Below are 25,405 nucleotides of genomic sequence, written 5' to 3'. Positions count from 1 at the left end.
TCACTTCACCCCCAGGTAGGCGGCGGTCAGCCGCTCGCTGTCCACCTCGGCGCGGGGACCGGCCCAGGTGACCCGGCCCAGCCGCATGAACGCCACCCGGTCGGCGATCGCCAGCGCCTCCGTGGCCTTCTCCTCGACCAGCAGCAGCGCGACCCCGCGCTCGCGCAGCTCGGCGAAGACCTCGAACACCTGCCGCACCACCATCGGCGCCAGCCCGAGCGACGGCTCGTCGGCGATCAGCACGCGGGGCGGGCGCACGAGGGCGGGCGCGAGCGTGAGGAGCTGCTGCTCGCCGCCGGACAGGGCGCCGGCCAGGACGGTACGGCGCTCGGCGAGCTGGGGCAGGCGCTCGAAGACGGGCTCCGGGTCGGGCAGCCAGGTCCGCAGGTTCTCCTCCACCGTGAGGCCGGGGAAGACGCCCCTGCCCTCGGGCGCGAGCAGGATGCCGGCGCGGGCCCTGCGGTGGGCGGGCCAGGCGGTGATGTCCTCGCCGTCCAGCAGGATCCGGCCGCCGGTCACCGGCAGGTCCCCGGCGGCGGCCGCGCAGGTGGTGGACTTGCCCGCGCCGTTCGCGCCGAGCAGCGCGACCACCTCGCCGGGGCGTACGGCCAGGTCCACGCCGCGCAGCACCGTGCAGTCCTCGTACCCGGCGACCACGCCCTGCATCACGAACAGCGCCTCCTCGCGCTCGGCCGGCGCCTCCGGGACGACCCGCACGTCCGCGGGCCGCCGGCGATGGCGCAGCTCGGCGAGCTGGGTGAGCACCCCGTCGGGGTGCTTGGCCAGGATCATCCCGCCGAGCCCGAACAGGATCGCGCCCACGTGCGCGGACACGTGCCAGGTGGCCAGCAGCTCGGGCACGGCGACGGCGATGAGCCCGCCCAGCACGGCCCCGCCGATGCGCCGCACGCCCTGCAGCACCACCACGGCCAGCCACACGAACCCGGAGAACGCGGGCAGGTCGGTGGCGGTGATCGAGCCCTTGGAGATGGCGAACAGCACCCCGCCGAGCCCCGCGATCGCCGACGCCAGCACGAACAGCATGATCTTGGTACGCGGCGCAGACAGCCCCGACGTCGTGGCCGCGGCCGGGGCCGACCGCACGGCCAGGATCGCCCGCCCGGACGCCGACCTCTCCAGGTTCCGCACCAGCAGGGCCACCCCTCCGATCAGCAGGAGCAGCACGACCACCCGCACCCGGGGGTCGGAGGTGTCGGCGAAGCCGAACCCGAGCGCGGGCAGCGACCACCCGATCGTCCCGTTGCTGAACGCGTCCACCTGGAACAGCACCTGGTCGGCCAGCAGCGCCATGGCCAGCGTGGCCAGCGTCAGCACCCGCCCGCCCAGCCGCAGCGCGGGCAGCGCCACCAGCATCCCCACCGCCGCGGCGGCCAGCACGCCCAGCAGGATCGCCGCGAAGAACGGCAGCCCCGACGAGAACGCCCACCCGCAGGTCAGCGCCGCCATCGAGGCGAAGGCGGCCTGCGCCAGGTTCACCATGCCGCCGATCCCGGTCACGACCACGAACGAGCAGAAGATCAGCGCCAGCACGAGCCCCTGCGCCGCGACGCCCACGTAGTATTCGGACCCCGCGAAGGCGAACGCCACCAGCGCGGCCACCCCCAGCGCCCACGGCAGGCGCCGCCGCCACGGCGGCAGCCCGGCCAGGTGGTCGGGCGGCGGCGCGTCCTCCGCCGCGCTGCCCGCGACCCGGTCACGCGACCGGTTCAGCAGCACGAGCCCGGCGAACAGCAGGATCACCGGCACGGCCGTGCGCAGCCCGGTCACCTCTTCGAGGAAGTCGGTGTAGCCGGCCACCAGGTTCTGGACCACGCCGAGCGCCAGCCCGGCCGCGAACGTCCAGGGGATCGAGCGCAGCCGCCCGAACACCGCCGCCGTGGCCGAGGCGAACAGCAGCACCGTGTACGCGGTCGCGTCCAGCCCCAGCACCGACACCGCCAGCACCCCGGCCAGGCCGGCCAGCCCGGAGCCGAGCATCCAGGCCAGCGCGGAGGTGGCGTCCGCGTCGATGCCCCGGAGCGTGGCCAGGCGGCGGCGGTCCACGGAGGCGCGCATGCGCAGCCCGTAGCGCGAATGCCGCATGAACGCCCACAACCCGGCCGCCGTCACCGCCGAGAAGCCGAACGTGATGAGCTGGTCGCTGTCCAGGCGCACCCCGAGCACCTCGAACGCCTGCGCCGGGTGCGGCCCGACGCCGCGCGGCAGCGATGTCGCGTCCGCCGGCGGCAGCCCGGCCAGATCCACCACCAGCAGGCCGAGCGCGGGCAGCGCGATCGTGAGCCCGATGGTGGCCACGATCTGCGCGGTCTCCCCCGCCTGGGCGAGCCCGCGGAACATCGCCCTGTGCAGGACGTAGCCGAGCGCGGGCGCGAACAACGCCACCGACACCAGGGCCGACAGCCACGCGGGCAGGCCGGCCGCCTGGTTGAGCTCGTAGAACAGCAGGGCGGTCAGGAAGCCGACGGCGCCGTGGGCGAAGTTGAACAGCCCGGTGGCCGCGTACGAGAGCGTCAGGCCCGATCCCATGATCGCGAAGATGGCGCCGGTGACCAGGCCGCTGAGGATGTAGTTCAGGATCATTTGAGCGGCACGTTGTCGAAGCACTTCATGCTCTTGGCCACCTGGAAGGCGCCGCCCTCCAGCTTGACCAGGGCGCCGCAGCCGTTCGGCTCGCTGTGGTCCTTGGGATACTGGATCTTCCCGAAGCCGGCGTTCTCGTACAGGTACGAGCCGTTGCCCGTGGCCAGGAACTTCTCCCTGGTCAGGTCCTTGCCGGTCTTGTTCAGCATGTCGAGGAAGATGTCGGCGGCCCAGTAGCCGATGGCCAGGTGCTGGGTGAGGACGGTGCCGGGGGCGACCTTCTCGACGTCCTGCCTGAGCCGGGCGATCTCGGGGGCGGTGGACTCGAAGGGCTCGAACATGGGCGCCGCGATCACGCCCTCCAGGGCCTGGGCGCTGGCCGGGTCCTTGAGGATGGCGGCGTCGTAGCTGGTGGCGTCCGTCAGCACGCCTTTGTAGCCGGCCCGCTTGAGAGCCGCGTACAGGCCGACGTTGAACTTGGTGCCGGCGATCACGGAGACCACGACGTCCGGGGGCGCCCCGCCGTCCGAGGTCATGATCTTGTTGACGTACGGGAGCCAGTCCGGGGGTGGGGCGGCGGCCGGGAGGCCGGAGTTCACGCCGGCCAGCTCGAAGCCGGCAGCGGTGAACGACTGGGAGATGGTGGTGCCGCCGTACTTGCTGCCGCTGGAGTCGGAGGTCTGCACGTAGACGCTCTTGCCCTCGGCGCCGCCGAGCAGGTCGGCCATCTGCCGGCCCCACCACGTCTGCGAGCCGGCCCCCTGCTTCGGCGCGAGGCACCCGTTGTACCCGAATCCGGTCTTCGTCCCGCACCACTGCGGCCCCGTCGCCCAGCCGAACCACGGGACGCCCTGCTGCTCCAGGAAGGCGGCGCCGCCGAAGTTGGGGGCGTGCACGGGGACGAGGGCGAACACCTGGTCCTTCTGCACGAGCTTCTTGGCCGCCGCGTCGCCCTTGGCCGCGTCCTGGCCGTCGTCCTCGGCACCGAGGAACTCGATCTTCCGCCCGTGCACGCCGCCCTCGGCGTTGGCCCGCTCGAACCTGGCCTTGGCGCCGAGCTCGGCGTCCTTGGTGGAGTATCCGCTGGCACTGGTCTTGGTCAGCACGCCGCCGACCTTGATCGTCGTGTCGGTCACACCCGCCGCGCCGCCCTGCGCGGTCGTACCCTGCTGCTGGGCCGCGCATCCGGCGGCGAGCAACGCGACCACGACCGCCATCGATCTACCCCGCACCATGACGGCCTCCCGTGCATTTGGCCTAGCGCTCGCTTGGTTTTGTGTCATGAGCGTAAATTCGCCCGGGAGGGCCGTCAACGGGCGCGGTCACATGTTCCCGAGCAACCGCTTGCTCGTGATCGCCCGCCCGGCTAGCGTGTGGCGCATGCTGATGCGCGCGGCCGTGCTGACCGCATTCCACGCCCCCATGGAGATCCGTGAGGTCGAGATCGCGGATCCGGGCCCCGGCGAGGTCCGCGTGCAGATCAAGGCGTCGGGCGTGTGCGGCTCCGACCTCAAGGCCATCGACGGCAAGAGCCCCGTGGTGAGCAGGCTGCCGTTCATCCTCGGACACGAGAGCGCGGGAGTGGTGGAGAGCGTCGGTACGGGCGTCACCACCGTCAAACCCGGCGACCACGTCATCATCGCCATGAACGGCCCCTGCGGCCGCTGCCGCCCGTGCGGCGCGGGCCGCTTCCACCTGTGCTCGGGCCCCGCCCGCCTGCCCACGATCATGGGCGGCCTGCCGAGGATCACCCTGGACGGCGAGGAGACCCGCCGCTTCATCGGCATCGGCTCGTTCGCCGAGTACGCCGTGGTGGCCGAACTCATGTGCGTGAAGATCGCGAAGTCCGCCCCCTTCGACGCGATGAGCCTCCTGGCCTGCGGCGTCGTCACCGGCATCGGCGCCGTCCTGAACGTCGCCCAGGTCCCGCCCGGCGCCTCCGTGCTCGTCGTGGGCTGCGGCGGCGTGGGACTCAACGTCATCCAGGGCGCGGTGCTGGCGGGCGCGACCACCATCATCGCCGCCGACGTGGCCGACCAGAAGCTCAAGCTGGCCGAACGCTTCGGCGCCACCCACACCCTGCGGGCCACCGACCTGCCGAAGCAGGTGGGCGAGCTGGCCAGGGGCGGGGTCGACTACGCCTTCGACGCGACGGGGGCCCCCGGCGTCCTGGCCCAGACCTTCGCCTCGACCCAGCCCGGCGGCACCACCGTCATGGTCGGCAGCCCGCCCCAGGGCCACCCGATGAGCCTGGACACGGGCCTGCTGTTCGCCTCCCGCCGCCTGATGGGCACCCAGGGCGGGGACGCCGCCCCCCACCGCGACCTCCCGATGCTGGCCGCCCAGTACCTGGCCGGCCGCCTCGACCTCAACGGCCTGATCTCGGAACGCCTCCCCCTGGCCCAGATCGACGAAGCCGTCACCCACGTCCGCCAGGGCACCGTCGCCCGCACGGTCATCACGTTCTGAAAGGCTGCCCGCCTTCCGCCCATCCCCGGCGTCAACCGGCAAGCCACCCGCCGACGAGATCCGCCACCAGCGCCCCGCCCCGATCGCTCAGGTGGACATGGTCGACCAGCAGCGCCCGCCCACCCGCACGGGCGATCTCATCCCAGCTGCGCCCCAGCAGGTAGTGCTGAGCCGCGACAGCCAGAGCGAGCGGAAAGCTGAAGTCGTAGGGCATCCGGCCTTCTGTCAGCCGCAACTCCTCGACCACCCGCTCGTACAAGGGCAGGTAGTCGGCCCGCGCCCGAGCGGCGACCTCCCGGATCACGGCGTTGTAGGCGCCGAGCCGGCCGTTGATCTCGCTGCCCAGATCCTCACCGAGCGGCGGCAGGGACACCAGCGCGACCCGGGCGCCCGTGCGAGCCCTGACCCGATCGACGATCGCGTCGAGGTTGGCGCGATACTCCTCCAGCGGAACCCCGTTGCGAACGTCGTTGGTGCCGATGAGGATCGTCACCGCCGCCGGCCGGCAGGCCACGATGTCGCCGTCGACACGCTGCCGCAGATCGGCCGTCGTGTTGCCGTTGACCCCCGCGTTCACGAACTCGTGACCGCGGAATTCGGCCCGCTCCCGCAACGCGCCGACCCAGTTCGCGCCGAGCGCCCCCTGCGTCATGCTCGCCCCGGCGGCCACCACCCGGGGGCGCGTCCCGGCCCCACCCGCACACGCCTCGGCCGGCGGGTTGTCGGCCGGGCGCAGGAAGGTGAGGTAGCCGACTGCGCCGGTGAGACCGAGCACCGTGGCCAGCACGGTGGCCAGCAGCGCGCACAGGCCGATGATGATCCGCCTCTTCATGGTCCGCTTCACCTAGACTCCTTGGTTAGTAAACGCTCGCTAACGCTTGCGGGAAGGAGGCTAGTGAGCGTTTACTAACCACGTCAAGCGCTACCCCGGCACAAGGAAGGGACGAAGATGGGCAACACCAGGGATCTGATCATCGACGCGGCCGCCCAAGTGATGGCCGAACGTGGCCTTGCCCACGCGACCACCCGTCAGATCGCGCAGGCCGCCGGGTTCACCGAGGCGGCCCTCTACAAGCACTTCACCAACAAGGCCGACCTGCTCGTGGCGGTGATGCGGGAACGCTCACCCGGCTTCGCGTCGCTGGCGCAGGCGCTGAACGGCAGGGCGGGCACGGGGACGCTGGCGGCCAACCTCACCGCCGTGGCGCGGGCCGCGATCAGCTTCTACGGCGAGGGCTTCCCGATGCTCGCCTCCATGTTCGCCGACCCGGCCACCCTCACCGCGCACAAGGAGGAGCTCCGGCAGCAGGGCGCCGGCCCGCACAAGGCCAACGAGTTCGTCGCCGCGTACCTGCGCGCCGAGCAGGACCTCGGCCGGATACGCCGGGAAGCCGACGTCACCGCCGCCGCCGGCCTGCTGCTCGGCGCCTGCTTCCAGTACGCCTTCCTGGGACACATGGCGCCGCCCGCCGGCCGCGACGACGCGGCCGCCGCGGCTGCCTTCGCCCGCACCCTCCTCCAACAGCTCGCCTCATGAAGCCCGAAGTAGCGCGCGGGGCGGCGCGGGAAGCTGGACGGCCCGCCGTCACCGGGTTATTCGGTGGAGCATGACAGAAACCACGACCCGCTTCGCCATCTCCCTCCCCCAGCAGGTCCGCGACGGCGCCTTCGACCCCGGCGCCTTCCGCGCCTACCTGCGCCGCGTGGAGGACCTGGGCTTCCACAGCGTCTGGACGCGCGAGGGGCCGCTGTCGCCCATCCCCACCCTCGGCCCCATCGAGGTCATGACGTACGCCGCCGCCGCCACCGAGCGCCTGCGCATCGGCTGTGCCGTGTTCGTCAGCGTCCTGCACAACCCGCTGCACCTGGCCAAGAGCCTCAGCACCCTGGACCAGCTCAGCCAGGGGCGGCTGGAGGTGGGGTTCGGCCTCGGCGCCGCCGACATGCCGGCGCCGTTCGGCGTGCCGCCCGAGGGGCGGGTGACGCGCTTCGTCGAGGGGATCGAGCTGATGAAGGCCTGCTGGACGGAGCCCAAGATCGCCTTCCACGGCCGGTTCTGGCAGGTGGAGGCCGCGATGGAGCCCAAGACGTACCAGAAGCCGCATCCGCCGGTGTGGATCGGCGGGCACCAGCCCGCCGCGATCCGGCGCGCGGTCCGGCACGGTGACGGGTTCGTGGGGGCGGGCGGGGCGACCACGGCGGCGTTCGCCGAGCAGGTGCGTACGCTCAGGGCGGAGCTGGAGCAGGCCGGGCGCGACCCGGCGCGCTTCGGCGTCGCCAAGCGGGTCTACGTCTCCGTGGGCACGGAGGGCCGGATCGAGGAGCAGCTCCGCCGCATGTACGGCGGCGCGGACGTGGCCGTCACGGGCCCGCCGGAGGCGTGCGTGCGCGGCCTGCGCGAGGTGGTCGACGCGGGCGCGGGCCTGGTGCTGCTGGACCCGATGTTCGACGAGCCGGAGCAGCTCGAACGCCTCGCCACGGAAGTACTACCGGAATTGTGAGGACTATTCTAAGCTTCCATGGAAAACTAGAGGAGGCGGAAATGTCCTATCCCGAACCCCGCTACTTCGGCGAGACCGGCGAGCACAGCGGCGTCTTCAAGCCGGCCGGCCAGGCGCCGGACCTGTCCATGGGCGCAGGCGGCACGCAGGTCCACTACCTCGCGACGGGTGGCTCCACGAACGGCGCCTACGGCCTCTACCGCTGGGACATGGGCCCGCGCCCGTCCGGGCCCGGCGCGCACTTCCACCGGACCATGACGGAGTCGTTCTACGTGCTGTCCGGCACGATCAAGCTCTACAACGGCGACAAGTGGGCCGACGGCAGGCCCGGCGACTTCCTGTTCCTGCCGGAGGGCGGCGTGCACGCCTTCAGGAACGAGTCGGGCGAGCCGGCCTCGATGCTGATCCTGTTCACGCCGGGGGCGCCGCGCGAGGCGTACTTCGAGGAGCTCGCCGAGATCGCCACCACCGGCCGGCAGCTCACCCCGGAGGAGTGGACCGAGCTGTACCTGCGCCACGACCAGTACATGGTCTGATGTCCGCGTTCCCGGAAGAGCCGATCTACGCGCAGCTCGCCCGCATCGGCAAGGCCCTGGCCAGCCCGGTGCGGCTGCGCCTGCTGGACGTGCTCGACCAGCGCGAGCGCACGGTCGAGGAGCTGGCGCAGGCGGCGGAGATCCCGCTCAAGAACACTTCGGCCCAGCTCCAGCAGCTCCGCGCCGCCAACCTGGTGACCAGCCGGCGGGAGGGCACGCGCGTTCACTACCGGCTGGCCGACGAGGGGGTCTCGCGCTTCCTCGGGGAGTTCCAGGCGTTCGCGGACGGCCGGCTGGCCGACCTGCGCGAGGCCGTGCGCGCGCGGCTGGGCTCCCTGGAGGGCGTGACCGCCGACGAGCTGGCGGCCCGGCTGTCCGATCCGGGCACGGTGGTCGTCGACGTGCGCTCGGCGGCCGACTACGCGGCCGGGCACGTGCCGGGGGCGATCTCGGTGCCGGCGGCGGAGCTGCGCGACCGGCTGGCGGGGCTGCCGAGGGAGGCGGAGATCGTGGCGTACTGCGGGGGGCCGTACTGCGTGGTCTCCCCCGAGGCGGTACGCCTGCTGCGCGAGCACGGCTACGACGCCCGCCCGCTGGACGGCGGCTATCTCGCCTGGAGGCGCGGGGAAAAACCATTGGAACGTTGAGTGACCGTGCCATTACTGTGAGAGACGATCTCGACTCACAGAGGGAGGCACGGTGCACATCAGACGAGCCACCATGGCCGGCCTGCTGGCGGCCCTGACGCTGGGCGGGCTGGTCCCCGCCGAGACCGCGCAGGCCAGACGCCTGTACGACTTCGGCGCCCAAGGCGTGATCATCTGGAGCGAGCCGCGGGCGGGGTCGGGCCGCAACGGGCTCGGCTACGCGGGGCAGGGGTTCGAGGCGAACCGGTCGGAGGAGCACGGGCTCTACCGGTGCGACAACTTCGAGAGCACCCTGTGGCACCACGGCCGCAACGTGACCACCGGCGTCGTCGGCTGGGTCCCCGCCTGCAACCTCGCCGACCCGGACTAGTGGAGGCCCGCCGATGATCCGCCTCATCACCGCCACCGTCCTCGTTCTGAGCGCCCTGAGCGCTCCCGCCCACGCGGCCGGCGTGCCGACCTACACCTGCGACACCGTCCGCGGTGACCCGGGCGTGTCGGTGCTGTTCGGCCACTGCCACGCCTCGCCGGGCGCCGTGACCAACGGCCGCTTCAGCGGCGAGGCGATCGGGGTGGCCCACACGGTCCCGCTCAGGATCAAGTGCGTGAGCGGCGGCACGGCCGCCCTCCCCGAGGAGGTCACGCTGGTGGACTGCACGCAGATCAGCTGACCCGCGCCCCGGGGGGCGGTCCGCGCGCCCCCGGGGTCCACGGCCTCATTCGGCCGGGCAGACGGTGCCGGCCGGCGGCAGCTTCAGCTCGGTCAGGTACGCGGTCGCGTGCGCGATCGGGCACTTCCTGCCGCTGAGATACATGACGTGCCCGGGCCCGTCATAGCCCACGGTGACCGACCCCGGCACCATCCGGGTGAAGCGCTCCGTCCACGGGAAGTCCCCCTCCAGGGAGCCGACTCCCAGCACCGGCGGCACCCCGCGCACCTCCAGCGGGCGGGCCGGGTTGGCCACCTCCTCCGGCCAGCCGATGCAGCCCAGCGCGTCGAACGCGGCCCCGGCGAAGCTCGGCGCGACCTCGCGCAGCTGGCGGCGATGCTCCCTGAGCTGCCCGTAGCCGGTGTAGCCGCGCTCGTCGCCGCAGGTCATGGCCAGCATCCCGGGCATGGCCCACACGTGCGCGTTGCCGAGCACCCACTCGGCGAATCCGGACCCGTCACCGCGCCGCGCCCGGTCGACGGCCGTCGCCAGGGTCAGCCAGTTGGCGGCGTCCGGGCCGGGATCGGGGACGAAGCTGAAGCTGCGCAGGCGCCAGCCCGTCAGCTCGCCCGCACCGAACTGCTCCGACGTGACCGGGATCGGGTCGCGGTCGGCGGCGCGGGTGAGCTCGCGCCAGACCTCCGCGGCGTCCTCCCCGTGCAGCGCGCAGGCGGGCGTCTCCGCGCACCAGCGCCCGAACCGGGTCAGCGCCTCCTCCGCGCCGCGGAACGCCACCAGGCCGGCGGCCGGCCAGCCCTCGGTCTGGTTGATCACCCCGTCCACGTACATGGCCCGGATGCGCTGCGGGAACAGCCGGATGTAGGCGGCCGCGGCGACGCCTCCGTACGAGTTGGCCATGATGCTCAGCCGCTCCTCGCCCAGCGCCCGGCGGACGGCGTCCATGTCCCTGGCGACGGACAGGGAGTCCAGGTGCGCGAACAGGCCCGTGCGGTCGTCGGCCCGGCACGCGGCGAAGGCTCTGGCCATGGTCGCGGCCAGGGCGGCGTACTGCTTCCGGTCGCGGGGCTCGTACAGCGCGAGCGGGGCTCGGGCACACGAGGCGGGCATGGACTCTCGCCAGACGGTGGTGCGCGGCCGGTAGGCGACCAGGTCGAAGCGGCGGCGCAGCTCGGTGAGGTCGTCCGCCGCGTGCTTGAGGTCGTCGATGCCGTTGGCCCCGGGGCCGCCGGGCACTCCGAGCACGCTCCCGACGCGGCGCCCAGTAGTGGACCCGGTGGTGGGCAGGCGGGCCAGGTCCAGCCGGACCTTCGGGCCCTGGGGCCGGGCCCAGTCCACGGGCACCTCGATCGTGGCGCACTCCATCCCGGCCGGCACGTTCCCGCCCGCGCACGGCCGCCACGGGAGCCGGGGCGTCTCAGCGCTCGCCGGGGCGGTCAGCGTCATCGCCAGGACCCCAGCCACAGCCACAGCCACCGCCACCGCCCCACTGATTCTGCCGAACATGTGTCTCCTCCATCCGACTTGTGATCACCTCCCCACCCTCGTTCGCGGGCCCGGCCGCGGACCACGGGGGCGTCCGCCGGATCCGTTCGGGACATCCCCCGGGGGCGCACCGGGTGGCCGTCCCTGGACGGGGTCGTCACGCTGTAGGGGAGGAGAGAGGAGCAAGCCGGTGCGGATCTGGCGCGAGCTCGCCTACACGCTGACGCTGCCGCTGCTGGCGGGCGTCGGCCTGGTCCACCTGGTCGTCGTGCTGCTGAGCGCGGTCGCCTCGGCCTACGTCGTCGGGCTGCCAGTGCTGGCGCTGTGCGTGCTGGGCGCCCGGCGGCTCGGCGCGGTCAACCGGGGGCTGGCCGGGAGGCTGGCGGGGGTGCGGGTGGCGGCGCCCGAGCCGTTCCGGCCCGGCCGGGGGCTGGTGAACCGGCTGGGTTCGGCGCTCGGCGACGTCACCGGCTGGCGAGCCCTCGTACACGCCTTCGCCCGGCTGCCCGCGGCCGTCCTCGCCGTCGCGGTGGCCGCCGGGTCGTGGGGGTTCGGGCTGGTCCTGCTCGCCTGCCCGCTGTGGTGGCGGACGTCCGCGATCCCGGTCCTGACGCCCGGCGGCTGGCCCGGCGCGCTGCTGATGAGCGCGGCGGGGGCGGTGCTGCTGCTCCTGGCCCCGTGGGCGGTGCACGTGGCGCTGGCCCCGGAACGGCTGCTGGCGCGTACGCTGCTCGGCCCGGCCCCCGGTCAAGCCCGCATCCGCGCGCTGGAAGAGACCCGGGCGCTGGCCGTGAACGACGCCGCCGCCGTGCTCCGCCGGGTCGAGCGCGACCTGCACGACGGCACGGCCGCCCGCCTGGTGGCCCTGGCCATGAGCATCGGCATGGCCAGGGAGGAGCTGGCCGCGGCCGACGACCCCGTCCGGCTCGACCGCGCCCGTACCCTCCTCGACGGCGCCCACCGCAACGCCAAGGAGACCCTGTCGGAGCTGACCGACCTGATCCGCGGCATCCACCCGCCCGCCCTCGACAAGGGCCTCGAGGTCGCCCTGGCCACGCTGGCCGCGCGCGGCCCGCTGCCCGTCGACCTCGACGCCGACCTGCCCGACCGGCCCTCGCCCGCCATCGAGACCATCGCGTTCTTCTGCACCGCCGAACTGCTGGCCAACGTGGCCAAGCACAGCGGCGCCCGGCGGGCCGCCGTCCGGGTGCGGGCGGAGGACGGGCTGCTGCGCCTGCGGGTGTGGGACGACGGCGAGGGCGGCGCGGTGGTGGGCGCCGGGTCGGGGCTGCGTGGGCTGACCGACCGCGTACGGGTGGTGGACGGCGAACTGGTGATCCACAGCCCCGCCGGAGGCCCTACGGTGGTCACCGTCGACCTCCCGCTGCACTCCCGGACGGAGCAGGCATGCGCATCGTGATCGCCGAGGACGCCGTGGTGCTCCGCGACGGCCTGTGCCTGCTGCTCACCTCGCGCGGCCACGAGGTGGCGGCGGCCGTGGGCGACGGAGAGGCCCTGGTGGCGGCCGTGGCCGAGCACCGCCCCGACGTGGCCGTGGTCGACGTCCGCATGCCGCCGTCCCACACCGACGAGGGCCTGCGCGCCGCGATCCGGATCCGCCGCGACCACCCCGACCTGGGCGTGCTGGTGTTCTCGCAGTACATCGAGACCCGCTACGCCGCCCGGCTCCTCGCCGGCGGGGCGCGGGGGGTCGGCTACCTGCTGAAGGAGCGCGTCGCCGACGTCAGGGACTTCCTGACCGCCCTGGAGCGCGTCGCGGCCGGGGAGACGGTGCTCGACCCGGAAGTGGTCACCCAGATCATGGGCGCCAGCGGGCGCACCGACGCCCTCGCCCTGCTGTCGCCCAGGGAGCGGGAGGTGCTGGCCATGATGGCGCAGGGCCGCTCCAACAGCGCCATCGCCGAGGCGCTGTTCCTGTCGTACGGCTCGGTGGAGAAACACGTGACGCAGATCTTCACCAAGCTCGGCCTGGCGCCCTCGGACGGCGACCACCGCCGGGTGCTGGCCGTCCTGCGCTATCTCCAGGTAGGTTCCGGCTCGTGACCGTTCAACCCGAGGGGCCACGGTGCTGGTCGCCTGGCTGGGCACCCGGCGCGGCGAGGTGAGCGGCAAGGTCAGCCGGGGCCGACCCTAAACGCCCAGCTTGACCGGCTCCCGCCGCTCCACGGCGGGCGCGTCGTCCTCCTCGTGCCCCTCGACCGACAGGTTCGGCAGGATCCGGTCCAGCCACCGCGGGCACCACCAGTTGAGCCGTCCCAGCAGCACCATCGTGGCCGGCACCAAAAACCCGCGGATGATCGTGGCGTCCACCGCGATGGCCACCGCGAGCCCCACGCCGAACGTCTTGACCATCGCATCCGGGTAGGCGATGAACGCCACGAACACCGCCACCATGATCAGCGCCGCCGACGTGATGACCCGGCCGGTCGAGCCGAGCCCCTCGGCCACCGACCGCGCGTTGCGCCCGTGCCGCAGGTACGACTGCCGCACCGCCGTCAGCAGGAACACCTCGTAGTCCATCGACAGCCCGAACAGCACCGCGAACAACATCAGCGGCACGTAGCTCTCGATCGGCACCGAGAAGAAGATCGTCTGTACGTACGAGGCGCTGGCCGGCGCGTCCATGCCCACCAGCCCGCTGCCCAGCCCGATCGAGAACACCATCGCCAGCGCCCCGAACGCGGCCCCCAGCGACACCAGGTTCATCACCGCCGCCTTGATCGCGATGACCGGCGCGCGGAAGGCCAGCAGCAGGAGCAAGGCGCTGAGCAGCACCACGACGCCGATCACGAGCGGGGTGCGCTCGGCCATCCGGTCCCCGGCGTCGGTCAGGGCCGCGACCTTGCCGCCGACGTGCACGTCCACGCCCGGCAGCGAGATGGCCCGGACGTCCCTGACCACCTGGGCGGCCCGGTCGTCGCTGGGGGCGTACTCGGTGACGGTCTGCAGCAGCACCGAGCGGCCGGAGGTGTTGACCTTGGGGTCGGCCACGTGGGCCACGCCCTCGACGGCCTTCACCTCGCGGACCAGGTCCTCGACGACGGGGTCCGCGGCGTCCGCCACCTTGGCGGGCAGCTCGGCGACCACGATCAGCGGCCCGTTGGAGCCGGGGCCGAAGCCGGTGGCCATGAGCTCGTACGCGCGGCGCGGCTCCGAGCCCTTCGTGCCGTACCCCTCGTCGAGCGCCCCGAGCTTGAGCGCCAGCGCGGGGGCGGCCAGCGCGCCCAGCACGACGACGCTGGCGAGCAGCACCTGCCACGGGCGGCGCGCCACCCACGACCCCAGGCCCGCCCAGCCGGAGCCGGACGAGCCGGCGCCGCGCAGGAACGGCACCTTGAGCGCGTTGACGCGGTGGCCGAGCAGCCCCAGCAGGGCCGGCACCAGCGTGATCGAGGTCAGCACGGCGGCCACGACCGAGATGCCGGTGACCCAGCCGAGCGTGGCCAGCAGGGGGAAACCGGCCAGCATCAGGGCGCTCAACGCGATGATCACCGTGCCGCCGGCGAACACGACCGCCCCGCCCGAACTGGCCACGGTACGGCGGACGGACTCCGCGACCGGCACTCCTTCGGCCAGCAGCCGGCGATGGCGGGACAGCAGGAACAGCGCGTAGTCGATGCCCACGCCGAGCCCGATCATCGTGGCCATGATGCCGGCCTGCTTGGGCATGTCCACGACCCACCCGAGCAGCCCGATGATGCCGAGCCCCGAGGCCACGCTGACCAGCGCGGCGAAGATCGGGATCATCGCCGCCACCAGCGTCCCGAACGCGAACACCAGCACCAGCAGCGCGCACGCCACGCCGATGATCTCGCTCGGCCCCGTCTTGATCTCCTTGTCGGCGGGGGTGGAGCTGTCGGCGGGCACGACCTCCAGGCCGGCGGCCCGCGCCGGGTCGGCGGCCTTCGACAGGGCCTGCGTGGTCTCGGCGATCTTGTCGGAGTCGTTGCCCTCCAGGCGGATGGTGATGAGGCCGATCTGCAGGTTGGAGGCGATGCCGCCGACGCGGTACGGGGTGTCCACCCGCTCGACGTGCGGCATCGTGCGCAGCCGGTCGACGGACTGCTCCACGGCCTTCTTGCGGGAGTCCTCGGTGAGAGGGCCGTCGGCGGAGTAGAGGAGGAGTTGTACCGTTCCGCCCGTGGCGTAGCCGGAGCCGAAGCCCGTCTTCATCAGGTCGTGGGCGCGTTGCGCGTCGGTGCCGGGAATGCTGGCGTCGCTGCTGGTCGGGCTCGGAAAGGCCAGGCTGCCGCCGATCAGCGCGGCGGCCGCGAGCACCCAGCTGATCAGCACGATCCAGCCGTGTCGCGCGCACCAGCCACCCAGACGTCCCAGTAACCGCGTCATCGCTCAGTCCCCCGGCTCGACGACCGTCCTGTACGGTCGTACAGGACATACGATAAAACGGGAAATATCCGGAAGGTTGTCTTCCACAGGGAATGAGACGATGACCACACCCGACGACACCCGCACCCGGATCCTGGCCGCCGCCAGAGAGCTGTTCGCCGAGCGTGGCTACGCGGCGACGTCGCTGGCCGACATCGCCGCCGCCGTCGGCCTGACCAAGACCGCGGTCGCCTACCACTTCCACCCGAAGGACCGCCTGGCGGCCGAGCTGCTGTCGCCGGCGGCGGGGGACATGCTGGCGCTGCTCGACACCTCGTACGCGAGCCGGGGGGAGTTCGTCGAGGCGCTGGTCGGGTTCGCGGTGCGCTATCGCTCGGTGATCCGCCTGTTCATGGAGGACCTGGCCGCGGACGACGCCGCGACGACGCCGGGCTCGGAACGCGACACGGTCCGGACGTTCCGGGACGAGATCTACGCCAAGCTCGTGGGCGACGACCCCGGCCCGGAGGCCAGGCTCAAGAGCTGGGCGCTGCTGGGGGCGCTGCAGTGGGGCGCGGTCAGGACGATGGACCTGCCGGAGGAGCAGGTGCACGCCGTCCTCCTCGAGGCCGCCCGGGCGTACTAGCGCCTCCTCGAGGCCGCCCGGGCGTACTACAGCCCGAGCACCTCGCGCTCGACGTGGTCGAGCGCCAGCCGTACCGCGCCGAGCGCCACCGCCTCGTCCCCGAACGTGGAGGCCGCCACCTCCGGGGCGCTCACGCACAGCTCGGCCAGGTGCCGCCGCAGCGGTTCGAGCAGCACGTCACCGGCCCGCGCGTAGCCGCCGCCGAGCACCAGCAGGTCGGGGTCGATGGCCAGGGCCAGCGCCGAGGCGCCGACGGCCAGGTTCTCGGCGTAGCGGTCCACCCGCCGCAGCGCGTCGCGGTCGCCCGCCAGCGCCGCCTCGAACACCTCCGCCGCCGAGGCGTCCTTGACCAGCTCGCGGGCGGCGTCCTCCCAGCCGACCTGGCGCAGCGTGCCGATCTCGCCGGCGGCCCCGTTGCGCCCGGGATGCAGCCGCCCGCCGATCAGGACGCCGGCGCCCGCCCGGTGGCCGATCAGGACGTACACGACGTCGGAGGCGTGCTGCGCGCCGCCGCGCCAGTGCTCGGCCAGCGCGGCGAGGTTGGCGTCGTTGGCCGCCAGCGCGGTGCAGCCGAACCAGCGCCCGGCCAGCCCGGCCAGGTCCACGCCCGTCCAGCCGGGCAGCGTGATCGACAGGGACACGCGACCGCTGCGGTCCACGATGCCGGAGGTGCCCGCGGCCACGGCCCAGACCCGCCGGCGCGCCACGCCGGCGGCGTCCACGCACGTCAGCGCCGTACGCTCGGCCACCTCCAGCCGCTCGTGGGCCGCGGCGTCGCCGGAGACCCCGGCCCGCTCCCACGCGACCACCTCGCCGTTGAGGTCGGCCAGCGCGGCCACGATCGCCTCGGCGCCGATCTCCACGCCCACCACGTAGCCGGCGTCCGCGCGGAACCCGAACCGACGCGCCGGCCGCCCCATCACGCCCTCGTCGGGCGGCACCTCCCGCACGTAGCCGCGCTCGCCCAGCTCGTCGAGCACCGCCTCCACCGTCTGCCTGGACAGCCCGGCGACGCGGCCGAGCTGGGTCAGCGTGGCCACGCCCGCGCGGCGCAGTGCTCTGAGCGTGACCTGAGTGTTCACTTTGCGCAGCAGCGACGCGTCACCCGGCCGGAGCTCGGTCACTTATGAGACCCTTTCCCATAACTTCCCTATTGACGACTACCAGCCCGGATCCTAGCATCGGCCCGACATACGTGAATTGGTTACATAAATTGGAGGAAACGATGGTGACGCTCGCCGTCGTCGGCGCGGGTTCGCGGGGGACCTCCTATGCCCGCCACGCCGTCGCGAGCGGCCGGGCGCGGGTGGTCGCGGTGGCGGACCCGCTGGACGGCCGCCGCGGCAGGTTCCCCGGGGCCGAGCAGTACGCGGACTGGCGCGAGCTGGCCGCGCTCCCCCGCCGGGCGGACGCGGTGATCATCGCGACCCAGGACCGGGACCACGTCGAGCCCGCGGTGCGCTTCGCCGAGCTGGGCTACGACGTCCTGCTGGAGAAGCCGATGGCGGTCTCCGAGGACGACTGCCGGAAGATCGTGGCGGCCGCCGAGCGCTCCGGCGCGATATTCGCGGTGTGCCACGTGCTGCGTTACACCCCGTACACGCGGGCCCTGAAGGCGCTGCTCGACGGCGGGCGGATCGGCGAGATCGTCAGCGTGCAGCACCTGGAGCCGGTGGGGTGGTGGCACCAGGCGCACTCGTACGTGCGGGGCAACTGGCGGCGGACGGACGAGTCCACGTTCATGCTGCTCGCCAAGTCCTGCCACGACCTCGACTGGCTCGTCCACCTGACCGGCAGGCAGGTCACCCGCGTCTCCTCCTTCGGCGGCCTCAAGCACTTCCGCCCCGAGAACCGCCCGGACGGCGCCGCCGACCGCTGCCTCGACTGCGCGGTCGAGCCCTCCTGCCCGTACTCCGCCAGGCGCATCTACCTCCCGCTCGCGGGCAAGGAGGTCTGGCCGGTGTCGGTCCTCACCGACGACGTCTCCGAGCAGGGGTTGCTGGAGGCGCTCAGGACCGGCCCGTACGGCAGGTGCGTGTACGCCTGCGACAACGACGTGGTCGATCACCAGGTCGTGAACCTCGAGTTCGAGGGCGGCGGCACGGCGTCGTTCACCATGACCGGGTTCACCCCGGCGCTCCACCGGCAGACGCGGATCTTCGGCACCCGCGGCTCGATCGACGGCGACGGCGACCGCCTGACCGTCCACGACTTCGTCACCGGCCGCACCGAGACCGTCGAGACGTCCCCCACGGGCGACGCGACGGCCAGGGGCGGACACGGGGGCGGCGACGAAGCGCTCGTCGAGGCGTTCCTCACGGCGGTCGCCACGAGGGACGGCTCGACGATCCTCTCCTCGCCCGGCGAGAGCCTGCACAGCCACCTCATCGCCTGGGCCGCCGAGCGGTCACGGCTGACCGGTGAGACCGTCTCCCTGGAAGGAACTCCCCGCGCCGGCGCCCGGGTCGTCTCCGGCTGTACGTCCGACGCCGGAAAGTCGCCGGATTGACCGCAGGCGCACTGAAGTAGCCGAAGAGCAGCCCATCGAGCCGTACGAACCGGAATACTGGTACGCCAGACTTTCATTTCACCCCTCCCCCCAGCACAGCAGGGAGTTCGTGCTTTGCGTACCTGGTTCGAGCCCGAGGAGGCCGAGGAGTTCGAGGCGGCCAAGACCGTGCTGATCCGGCGCTGCCTCTCCTGGGCGGGCCGGCACGGCCTCCCCGCCGACGACCTGCTGATCACCGCTGCCATCGACGCCCGCCACCAGAGCCGCGACGGCCGCCTGGCCTACTGGGACGCCCGCCAGATCCGGCGCTTCCTCCTGTCCTGGATCCCGCGTAACGTCGTGGCCCCGAGGGAGATCCTCGACACGGCCCCGGAGATCCTCCGCACCTACCTGCGCTACCTCGCCGCCACCGGCCTGCGCGACCCGCGCGGCGCCACGGAGGCCGAGACGGACCAGGCGATCACCCAGGCCGCCGCCGAGTTCCAGAAGGCCCTCGACGACCCCTACCGCCAGGGCCTGGCCAAGTTCTGGGCGCAGACGGCCCTCGACCACGGCCTCAACCTCACCGACCCCGGCACCTTCGAGGACTTCAAGAACGACCTCGATGCCGGCCGCATCCGCTACGACCAGGGCGTGCTCGACAAGATCCTGGAAGCCCGCCTCACGGAGTCGGCCCTGGACGCCGACGACGAACGCGCCTACGTCCAGCCCCCCATCGCCCTTCCCCCGGCCTCCGACCTCACCGAGGCCGCTGCCCGCAGCAAGATCGTCCAGCGGCTCGTCACCCTGGCTGACTGGCTGGGCAAGGACGGCCGCCAGCTCACCAAGGCCGGCCACCTCCCCCTCACGGCCGCCCGCCGGCTGTCAGAGCTGCTCGGCACCGGCGAGGAGCGGTTGCACGTCCGCAGCAGCGCCGAGCTCCCGCACCTGAGCCTCCTCCTCGCCTGGGCGAAGGAGGCCCGCCTGATCCGCGTCAGCAAGGGCCGCCTCCTCCGCGTCGCCAAGGCCGCCCCTCTCCTCCGCGACCCGGAGGCGCTGTGGAGCCGCGCCTTCGCGGTGCTCCCCCACCTGGGCGGCGTGATCACCACCCCCGTCGCCACCTGGCGACCGGCCGCCCTGCTGGCGGAGCTCTTCGACGAGATCCTCCCGGACATCCTCAACACCCTGTACGGCATGGACGACATGCCGGTGACCCGCCTGGCGGAGACGGTGTGGCTGGCCTGCCAGACGTCCTTCGTCTTCGACGACGCCGAGCCCCACCTCCGGGACCTGTGGCGCGAACAGGTGGCCCATGACCTCGAAAGCACCTTCGCCGTCCTGTCCGACCTGGGCGCCGTGGAGCTGACCCGAGGCCCGGCGGACGAGCTCTACTCCAGCGACCTCGACCACGAGGACCAGGAGCTCCCCCCGGAGGCCGTGGACCGCCTCCGCACCGGCCTCGCGGCCCCCGACCTCCTCCTGTCCACCCTCACCCCCCTCGGCCTGCGCGCCGTCCGCGAACGCCTCCTGGAGGAAGGCCGCGACGCCCCTCTGATCGGCGAGCTCGCCACCGCCCCACCCGCCGAACTCCTGGGCGTCCTCACCCAGCACTACCCTCCCCAGGAAGCCGCCGCCGAACTCAACGCCTGGCTGTCCCACCCGGGCCAGGACGTCGAAACCCTCCTGGAGGCCATCAGAGCCTGCCCGTTCCGCACCCGCACCGCCGCCATGCTCAGCGTCCTCACCGAAACCCTCCCCCAGGGCCCCGCCCTCCTCCGCAGCCTCCGCCAAGACCCCATCCTCGGCCCCACCGCCCTGACCTTCCTCATGGACGAGGGCGAGATCGACCCGGGGACGCTCGGGGAGCGCGATCACCTGCTGCTGGGGGCGGAGAACTTCCTCACGTTGCTGGAGCTCGGGGGTCCTGAGCCGTTGATCGAGCAGCTCAGGGCCATGGCGGGGAAGGACGCGTACGAGTTCGCGGAGGCGGTGCTGGCCTCGGGGCACCACGATGCGGAGGGCCTGGCGGAGATGCGCGACCTGGTCGCCGAACCCTTGCGCGCCGGCCGCCACCGCCTCCGCCTGGTCCACAGCGCATCACCGGGCGAACGCGGCCGCCCCAAGGGCACAGGCAAGAAGCGCAGGCGCTGAGAGGGCTCCCAGGCCGAAAGGCAAGGCCTTCCACAAGGGGGCGCTGCGCGCCGTTCGGTTCCAGACAGCGCCTCCCAAGGGGGCTCCGCCCCCTTTCGATCCCCCGAAAACCCCGCTCGCTCGCGCTCGCCCCGTGCCCCCGGCCCCACGCAGGTTCGCTGGATCTAGGGGCGTCCTTGTTCCGACGCCTGACAGCACGCAGGATGCGGCGGACCGGCCAGCTCTGAAGCCTTCCTAGCCGAACGGCTCAGATCAGGCCGACGTCCAGCAAACAGCCGAGGCTGCTGGTCGATCACTTCGCCCTGGACGGAGGGTCAGTGGACCACGTCCGCCAGGATCAGGGACATACCGGCGACGACATTGTCGCCGGCGCGCGCCGACCCGCAGCGCCTGGAGACGCGACATCAGCTCCAGCAGCCGTGCCTCTACGTTCACGCGTTCCTACCTTCGCGAAGCCAGGCAAGGCGATCCCCGCGCCGGGTGCTCCGTGCTCACGGAGAGCACGCACAGGAAGTCGACGCTGATCACAGGTGATCGGGTCGGGCGGGAGATCCTCCCCCGCCGTTCATACGCGAGGGCGGTTCGACGCCGGTGCGCTTATGGATCTACCTAGGGCCGTGGTGTGCGTGGTGCTTGGTTCTCGCCGGGTGGCGTCGGGTGTGCTGGGTCTCGTGCGGCGGCTGCTGTCGTCTGCGCCGGCGTCGGGCCAGGTACCAGCCGATCCCGAGGGCGACCAGGCCGATCGGGGTGCGGGCCAGCCAGCGCGCCACCACCAACTTCAGGAATTTCTGCATGGACGCCAACTGCCCTTGAACAGGCGGTGCACGCCCGTCAGTCTCCGGTGACCGGGCCGGTCGGGGTCTCTGTGGGTTCGTGGGGGTCGGGGCCCGACTGGCCGGCGAGGCCTACCGCGATCACGATCTGGCTGGTGGGTCTGGCGCAGGTGCCTGGTGGGAGGCTCTGGGAGAGGACGACGCCTACCCGGGATTCGTCGTCCACCACCTGGTCTCTTACGCGGACGGTGAAGCCGGCGGCGATCAGGGCGGCTCGGGCGTCCTCTCTCGCCTGGCCGACGACTGAGGGGACGGGGGTGCCGGTGCGGGCCAGGGTGAGGGCCACCGGGGTACTGCCCGGGACGCGGCGGCCCGCCTGCGGTTGGGTGGAGAGGACCTGGCCGTTCGGCTGCGGGGAGCAGGAGCGGGTGATGGCGCCGACCTTGAGGCCGGCGGCCGTGATCGCGGCTTCGGCGGGTTTGCGTTGCATGCCCGTGACGGCTGGTACGGGCAGGCCTGCCGACACCTGCAGCGACACCGTGCTGTTCCTGGGCACGGACGTGCCGGAGGCGGGCTTGCTGGACAGGACCTGGCCGATCTTCTGCGGTGAGTCGGCCTGGGAGACCGTGCCGAGTGTCAGACCGGCGCGCTTGAGGGCCTTGGTGGCGTCGGCTTTGCTCAGCCCCGTCAGGGCGGGGATGGCGACGGTTACGGGTGGGCGTACCACCGGTGGACTGGCCGTTGGTTCGCGGGGGCCGTGGGTCTCCGCGGGTTTGGTGGGGGGTTCGGCCTTGTCGGTCTCGGGGGCGGAGGTCTCCGGGTTCGGTGGTTCCGACTTCGGGGGGACGGAGGGGCCTGCCGCCTGGGGGCCGGTGGCCGTGTCGTTGCCGGTCAGGGAGGGGATGACGACGGTGAGGAGGACGGCGGCCGTGACCAGCAGGGCGACGCAGACCGCGATGGCGGCTCTGGGCCAGCCCTTGCCACGGCCGTTGCCGTCACCTGCCGGGGATCCGGCGCCTTGGCTCGGGTCGCCGCCACCGTCCGAGTGATCGGCTAAGACGGAGTGGGCGGGGTTCGCGGGTGCGTATGGCTGCGCGCCGCCGCCACCACCGTCATGCCCGCTGCCCCGGCCGAGACCGCTCCCATTGCCAGGTCCGTTCCCATTGCCAGGTCCGTTCCCATTGCCAGGTCCGTTCCCATTGCCAGGTCCGCTCCCATTGCCGGAGCCACTGTCTCCGATGGGAGGCCAGGGCTCGCCATCCGGCGGCCGGGGTCCCGAAGGGTGCGAGTCGGGCAGCCGGTAGGCGTCAGGTGCGCCGGTCGCCTCCGGCTCGGCCATCGGCGGCCATCCTCCCGGCTCGCCGCCCGGCGGGCGCGACTCGGGTTCGGCGACGGGCGGGCGGGGTTCGGGGACCAGGGGTGGTGGGGCGCGGAGGATGTGGGGCGGTGGTGAGCGGAGGACCTCGGGCGGCACGTCCCCGGTCGACTCCCCCAGCAGCTCGAACAGCAGGTCCCTGCTCGTCGGCCGGTTGCGCGCGTCCTTGTCCAGGCACGCCTCCACCAGCGTACGCAACCGCCCGTCCAGCAGCCCCAGATCGGGTGGCGCGGTCAGGATGCGGTGCAGGACCGGCGCCACCGAGTCCTGACCGAACGGCGCGGAGGCGTTGGCCGCGAAGCACATCGTCGCGCCCCACGAGAAGACGTCGGCCGCCCCCGTGACCGCCGACGCGGTGATCTGCTCGGGCGCCATGTACGCGGGCGTGCCGACCCCCCGCCCGCTCACCGTCGCCGCCGCGTCCAGCGCCCTGGCCAGGCCGAAATCGATCACGCGCGGCCCGTCCGATCCGAGCAGCACGTTCTGCGGCTTGAAGTCCCGATGGACGATCCCGGCCCGGTGAATCGCGGCCAGCGCAGTGGCCGTGCTGACGGCCAGGCGTTCCAGCCCTCCACCGCGCCGGGGCCCGGTGAGCGCGACCTCCCGCTGGAGCGAGGGCCCGTCGACGTACTCGCTCACGATGTACGGCCGGCCCTCGTCGAACCCCGCGTCGATCACCTGGGCGGTGCAGAACCTCGCCACATGCTTGGCCAGCTCGACCTCCCGCAGGAACGCCGCCCGCTCGTCCCCCACGGGCCCATGCAGCAGCTTGACCGCGTACGTCTCGCCGCCCCTGGAACCGAGGAAGACCGCGCCTTGACCGCCCTCACCGAGGCGCCCGGAAAGGTGGTACTCCCCGAGTCGCTGCGGATCCCCCGTTCTGAGCGGCTGCGCCGTTGGCACGGGGCGCCTCCCCTCGCCGCAACCCCTTCTGCTCTCTACTGAACGCAACAGGCCGCGAACAGTCAACGGTGCTCAGAACAATCGCTGCCTGACCGTGACACAGCCGGTCAGGATGTACGCGCGACCTTGCCGGAATACGTCACTTCGTCCTTAGCATCGCGTGTCACCTTGATGGCCATCTGGTTCACGTCGGCGGTGGGGAACATCCGCAACGTCCCCGGGTAGCACTCCGCGCCCTGGACCTGATCGAGGACGAAGACCATCCCGCTCCCGACCCGCCCGAGCCGGCCCGTGCAGTGCAGGTCCGCTCCCCAGCGCATCAACCCGCCACCGTCGCCGCCCAGCCGCACCTCGATCGGGAAGACCCGCCGGGCGGAGAAGTGCTCGGCCGACCCCGACCACGTCCCCTCCAGTCCCGGCCCCTGAGCGCTGCGCAGCCAGAACACGAACCCGCCGACCCCCATCAGCAGCCCGGCGACCAGCACGGCCACCTGCCAGCCCCGCACCCGCCGCCAAACGGGCCTGGGGCCGGGGGTGGTGGCGACGCCGGGGGCGGCGTCCGGGGTGGTGGTGTCGTCAGGGGTGGTGGCGGCGTCGGGAATGGTGGTGTCGTCGGGGGTGGCGGCGGCGGCTTCGGCGTCCCGCTTGGCCCTGGCGGCCAGCTGAGGCGCGGTGATCGCGGGGAAGCTCGTGGTCGGATCGGGATCGGTGATCACACCGGCCTCGGCCTCGGCCGCCCCGAGCCCGAGGACGGCGCCAGGACGAGCGGTGAGCGACCTCAGACCGCCACCACCCGTCCCGCGCCCCTTCGCCCCACCACGACCGGCCTTCCCGGCCTCGGAACCGCCCTCCGTGGAACCGCTTTCTGTGGGATCACCCTCTACGGAATCGCCCTCCGCCGAGCCGCCATCCTCCGGGGCGTCCGTCTCGCGGGCCGGCCCTTCGACGGCCGCCATGGCCCCGGTCGACAGCAGCGCGTCCGCCCCGCCCACGCTCTGCCCCAGCAGCAGCCGCAGCACCTCCTCCGCATCCGGCCGCTCCCCCGGATCCGTCGCCAAGCAAGCCTGCACGATCTCCCGCAGCGTCCCGCCCAGCGCTCCCAGGTCCGGCTTGCCGTAGAGGACGCGAGCCAGCACCTCCTGATGCGTATCAGCCGTGTACGCGTTCCGCCCCGTAGCGGTATAGACGACGGTCAGCCCCCAGGCCCACATGTCGGCAGGCGGCCCGGCCGGCTCCCCTTTCATCCGCTCGGGCGCCATGTAGGCAGGCGTCCCCATCGGCAGGTGGCTCGTCGTGGTGGCGGTGTCGACCAGCCGCGACACCCCGAAGTCGATCACCCGCGGCCCGTCGATGCCGAGCAGCACGTTCCCGGGCTTGAAGTCCCGATGCACCACCCCGGCCCGGTGGATCGCCCCCAGCGCGGTGGCGGTGCCGATGGCCAGGCGGTCGAGGGAGCCACCCCGGCGGGGCCCCTGCGCGATCACGTGCTCGCGCAGCGAGGGGCCTTCGACGTACTCACTCACCAGGTACGGCCGATCGCCGTCGAGGTCGGCGTCCAGGAGCTGCGCCGTGCAGAACGCGGCCACCCGCCGCACGGCCTCGACCTCGCCCAGGAACCGGCGCCGCACGTCCGCATCCCCGGAGAGGCTGGCGTGCAGGAGTTTGACCGCCACCTGCGATCCCTGCGGGGAGTGGCCGAGGTAGACGACCCCCTGGCCACCCTGGCCGAGCCTGCGTGTCAGCCGGTACGACCCCAGCTGCCGCGGATCATCGGCACGTAGCTCGGACATATCCCGCCATTATGCCCGCCACCCG

General features: G+C 72.7%; 21 protein-coding genes. 12 read left to right on the top strand and 9 right to left on the bottom strand.

Going from position 1 to position 25,405, the window contains the following annotated elements:
• Complete coding sequence (locus tag ACBJ59_RS42145; RefSeq protein WP_375115712.1) at nucleotides 1-2,601, bottom strand: ATP-binding cassette domain-containing protein; 2,601 nt, start codon at nucleotides 2,599-2,601, stop codon at nucleotides 1-3.
• Nucleotides 2,598-3,836, bottom strand: a complete 1,239-nt coding sequence (locus ACBJ59_RS42140; RefSeq protein ID WP_375115711.1) for an ABC transporter substrate-binding protein — start codon at nucleotides 3,834-3,836, stop codon at nucleotides 2,598-2,600. Before ACBJ59_RS42140 ends, ACBJ59_RS42145 begins: the two co-directional genes overlap by 4 nt.
• A gap of 145 nt (nucleotides 3,837-3,981) precedes the next feature.
• Between ACBJ59_RS42140 and ACBJ59_RS42135 the strand changes: the two genes are divergently transcribed.
• Nucleotides 3,982-5,070 (top strand): alcohol dehydrogenase catalytic domain-containing protein, encoded by a 1,089-nt coding sequence (locus tag ACBJ59_RS42135; RefSeq protein WP_375115710.1) that lies wholly within the window; start codon nucleotides 3,982-3,984, stop codon nucleotides 5,068-5,070.
• Nucleotides 5,071-5,101: 31 nt separating this feature from the next.
• On the opposite strand, the gene ACBJ59_RS42130 is transcribed toward ACBJ59_RS42135, so the two are convergent.
• Complete coding sequence (locus tag ACBJ59_RS42130; protein ID WP_375115709.1) at nucleotides 5,102-5,914, bottom strand: SGNH/GDSL hydrolase family protein; 813 nt, start codon at nucleotides 5,912-5,914, stop codon at nucleotides 5,102-5,104.
• Nucleotides 5,915-6,019: 105 nt separating this feature from the next.
• Between ACBJ59_RS42130 and ACBJ59_RS42125 the strand changes: the two genes are divergently transcribed.
• The 6 genes from ACBJ59_RS42125 to ACBJ59_RS42100 all read left to right on the top strand — a co-directional run bounded on the left by ACBJ59_RS42125 (nucleotide 6,020) and on the right by ACBJ59_RS42100 (nucleotide 9,425).
• Nucleotides 6,020-6,607: a TetR/AcrR family transcriptional regulator gene (locus ACBJ59_RS42125; RefSeq protein ID WP_375115708.1), complete on the top strand. Its 588-nt coding sequence runs from the start codon at nucleotides 6,020-6,022 to the stop codon at nucleotides 6,605-6,607.
• A 70-nt stretch (nucleotides 6,608-6,677) separates the two neighbouring features.
• Complete coding sequence (locus tag ACBJ59_RS42120; RefSeq protein ID WP_375115707.1) at nucleotides 6,678-7,571, top strand: LLM class flavin-dependent oxidoreductase; 894 nt, start codon at nucleotides 6,678-6,680, stop codon at nucleotides 7,569-7,571.
• A 41-nt stretch (nucleotides 7,572-7,612) separates the two neighbouring features.
• Nucleotides 7,613-8,107, top strand: coding sequence for a cupin domain-containing protein (locus ACBJ59_RS42115; RefSeq protein ID WP_375115706.1), 495 nt, complete (start codon nucleotides 7,613-7,615; stop codon nucleotides 8,105-8,107).
• Nucleotides 8,107-8,754 carry an ArsR/SmtB family transcription factor gene (locus ACBJ59_RS42110; RefSeq protein WP_375115705.1) on the top strand — a complete coding sequence of 216 codons (648 nt, stop codon included), beginning with the start codon at nucleotides 8,107-8,109 and terminating at the stop codon, nucleotides 8,752-8,754. The genes ACBJ59_RS42115 and ACBJ59_RS42110 overlap by 1 nt, the downstream gene beginning before the upstream one ends.
• Before the next feature lie 52 nt (nucleotides 8,755-8,806).
• Nucleotides 8,807-9,124: a hypothetical protein gene (locus tag ACBJ59_RS42105; protein ID WP_375115704.1), complete on the top strand. Its 318-nt coding sequence runs from the start codon at nucleotides 8,807-8,809 to the stop codon at nucleotides 9,122-9,124.
• Nucleotides 9,125-9,137: 13 nt separating this feature from the next.
• The gene (locus ACBJ59_RS42100) at nucleotides 9,138-9,425 is read left to right on the top strand and encodes a hypothetical protein (protein WP_375115703.1); all 288 of its coding nucleotides are present in this window, start codon (nucleotides 9,138-9,140) and stop codon (nucleotides 9,423-9,425) included.
• 45 nt (nucleotides 9,426-9,470) lie between these two features.
• Here the strand turns inward: ACBJ59_RS42100 and ACBJ59_RS42095 are convergent, their stop codons facing one another.
• Nucleotides 9,471-10,928 carry an alpha/beta fold hydrolase gene (locus ACBJ59_RS42095; RefSeq protein ID WP_375115702.1) on the bottom strand — a complete coding sequence of 486 codons (1,458 nt, stop codon included), beginning with the start codon at nucleotides 10,926-10,928 and terminating at the stop codon, nucleotides 9,471-9,473.
• 169 nt (nucleotides 10,929-11,097) lie between these two features.
• Between ACBJ59_RS42095 and ACBJ59_RS42090 the strand changes: the two genes are divergently transcribed.
• Both ACBJ59_RS42090 and ACBJ59_RS42085 read left to right on the top strand, forming a co-directional pair.
• Nucleotides 11,098-12,327 carry a sensor histidine kinase gene (locus ACBJ59_RS42090; protein WP_375115701.1) on the top strand — a complete coding sequence of 410 codons (1,230 nt, stop codon included), beginning with the start codon at nucleotides 11,098-11,100 and terminating at the stop codon, nucleotides 12,325-12,327.
• Nucleotides 12,315-12,971 carry a LuxR C-terminal-related transcriptional regulator gene (locus ACBJ59_RS42085; RefSeq protein ID WP_375115700.1) on the top strand — a complete coding sequence of 219 codons (657 nt, stop codon included), beginning with the start codon at nucleotides 12,315-12,317 and terminating at the stop codon, nucleotides 12,969-12,971. The genes ACBJ59_RS42090 and ACBJ59_RS42085 overlap by 13 nt, the downstream gene beginning before the upstream one ends.
• Nucleotides 12,972-13,058: 87 nt before the next feature.
• Here ACBJ59_RS42085 and ACBJ59_RS42080 read toward each other — a convergent pair whose 3' ends face one another.
• The gene (locus ACBJ59_RS42080; protein ID WP_375115699.1) at nucleotides 13,059-15,275 is read right to left on the bottom strand and encodes an MMPL family transporter; all 2,217 of its coding nucleotides are present in this window, start codon (nucleotides 15,273-15,275) and stop codon (nucleotides 13,059-13,061) included.
• Between the two features lie 100 nt (nucleotides 15,276-15,375).
• On the opposite strand from ACBJ59_RS42080, the gene ACBJ59_RS42075 reads away from it, so the two are divergent.
• Nucleotides 15,376-15,900, top strand: coding sequence for a helix-turn-helix domain-containing protein (locus ACBJ59_RS42075; protein ID WP_364131824.1), 525 nt, complete (start codon nucleotides 15,376-15,378; stop codon nucleotides 15,898-15,900).
• Nucleotides 15,901-15,926: 26 nt separating this feature from the next.
• Here ACBJ59_RS42075 and ACBJ59_RS42070 read toward each other — a convergent pair whose 3' ends face one another.
• Nucleotides 15,927-17,024, bottom strand: a complete 1,098-nt coding sequence (locus ACBJ59_RS42070; RefSeq protein WP_375115698.1) for an ROK family protein — start codon at nucleotides 17,022-17,024, stop codon at nucleotides 15,927-15,929.
• Between the two features lie 101 nt (nucleotides 17,025-17,125).
• Here ACBJ59_RS42070 and ACBJ59_RS42065 point away from each other — a divergent pair, with 101 nt between their 5' ends.
• Together ACBJ59_RS42065 and ACBJ59_RS42060 are read left to right on the top strand one after the other, a co-directional pair.
• Entirely contained in the window at nucleotides 17,126-18,409 is a 1,284-nt protein-coding gene (locus tag ACBJ59_RS42065; protein ID WP_375115697.1) for a Gfo/Idh/MocA family protein, read from the top strand.
• A 114-nt stretch (nucleotides 18,410-18,523) separates the two neighbouring features.
• A complete protein-coding gene (locus tag ACBJ59_RS42060; protein WP_375115696.1) occupies nucleotides 18,524-20,539 on the top strand; it encodes a hypothetical protein in 2,016 nt (671 codons plus the stop codon).
• Nucleotides 20,540-21,144: 605 nt separating this feature from the next.
• Here ACBJ59_RS42060 and ACBJ59_RS42055 read toward each other — a convergent pair.
• The 3 genes from ACBJ59_RS42055 to ACBJ59_RS42045 form a co-directional block, all read right to left on the bottom strand.
• A complete protein-coding gene (locus ACBJ59_RS42055; protein WP_375115695.1) occupies nucleotides 21,145-21,333 on the bottom strand; it encodes a DUF6203 family protein in 189 nt (62 codons plus the stop codon).
• 37 nt (nucleotides 21,334-21,370) lie between these two features.
• Nucleotides 21,371-23,590: a PASTA domain-containing protein gene (locus ACBJ59_RS42050; RefSeq protein WP_375115694.1), complete on the bottom strand. Its 2,220-nt coding sequence runs from the start codon at nucleotides 23,588-23,590 to the stop codon at nucleotides 21,371-21,373.
• Nucleotides 23,591-23,697: 107 nt separating this feature from the next.
• A complete protein-coding gene (locus ACBJ59_RS42045; protein ID WP_375115693.1) occupies nucleotides 23,698-25,380 on the bottom strand; it encodes a serine/threonine-protein kinase in 1,683 nt (560 codons plus the stop codon).
• Between the last annotated feature and the right edge of the window lie 25 nt (nucleotides 25,381-25,405).

The sequence above is a fragment of the Nonomuraea sp. MTCD27 genome, from assembly GCF_041950495.1.
Classification (GTDB): domain Bacteria; phylum Actinomycetota; class Actinomycetes; order Streptosporangiales; family Streptosporangiaceae; genus Nonomuraea.
The sequence above is the reverse complement of the archived record's forward strand: the minus strand, read 5'-3'. Positions and strand labels throughout refer to the sequence as shown.

Excerpts from the sequence above, each read along its gene's own strand:
- ACBJ59_RS42125 (WP_375115708.1), top strand. The coding sequence starts at position 6,020 with ATGGGCAACACCAGGGATCTGATCATCGACGCGGCCGCCCAAGTGATG.
- ACBJ59_RS42100 (WP_375115703.1), top strand. The coding sequence starts at position 9,138 with ATGATCCGCCTCATCACCGCCACCGTCCTCGTTCTGAGCGCCCTGAGC.
- ACBJ59_RS42085 (WP_375115700.1), top strand. The coding sequence starts at position 12,315 with ATGCGCATCGTGATCGCCGAGGACGCCGTGGTGCTCCGCGACGGCCTG.
- ACBJ59_RS42055 (WP_375115695.1), bottom strand. The coding sequence starts at position 21,333 with ATGCAGAAATTCCTGAAGTTGGTGGTGGCGCGCTGGCTGGCCCGCACC.
- ACBJ59_RS42045 (WP_375115693.1), bottom strand. The coding sequence starts at position 25,380 with ATGTCCGAGCTACGTGCCGATGATCCGCGGCAGCTGGGGTCGTACCGG.
- ACBJ59_RS42065 (WP_375115697.1), top strand. The coding sequence starts at position 17,126 with ATGGTGACGCTCGCCGTCGTCGGCGCGGGTTCGCGGGGGACCTCCTAT.
- ACBJ59_RS42145 (WP_375115712.1), bottom strand. The coding sequence starts at position 2,601 with ATGATCCTGAACTACATCCTCAGCGGCCTGGTCACCGGCGCCATCTTC.
- ACBJ59_RS42120 (WP_375115707.1), top strand. The coding sequence starts at position 6,678 with ATGACAGAAACCACGACCCGCTTCGCCATCTCCCTCCCCCAGCAGGTC.
- ACBJ59_RS42135 (WP_375115710.1), top strand. The coding sequence starts at position 3,982 with ATGCTGATGCGCGCGGCCGTGCTGACCGCATTCCACGCCCCCATGGAG.
- ACBJ59_RS42110 (WP_375115705.1), top strand. The coding sequence starts at position 8,107 with ATGTCCGCGTTCCCGGAAGAGCCGATCTACGCGCAGCTCGCCCGCATC.
- ACBJ59_RS42095 (WP_375115702.1), bottom strand. The coding sequence starts at position 10,928 with ATGTTCGGCAGAATCAGTGGGGCGGTGGCGGTGGCTGTGGCTGTGGCT.
- ACBJ59_RS42075 (WP_364131824.1), top strand. The coding sequence starts at position 15,376 with ATGACCACACCCGACGACACCCGCACCCGGATCCTGGCCGCCGCCAGA.
- ACBJ59_RS42115 (WP_375115706.1), top strand. The coding sequence starts at position 7,613 with ATGTCCTATCCCGAACCCCGCTACTTCGGCGAGACCGGCGAGCACAGC.
- ACBJ59_RS42140 (WP_375115711.1), bottom strand. The coding sequence starts at position 3,836 with ATGGTGCGGGGTAGATCGATGGCGGTCGTGGTCGCGTTGCTCGCCGCC.
- ACBJ59_RS42080 (WP_375115699.1), bottom strand. The coding sequence starts at position 15,275 with ATGACGCGGTTACTGGGACGTCTGGGTGGCTGGTGCGCGCGACACGGC.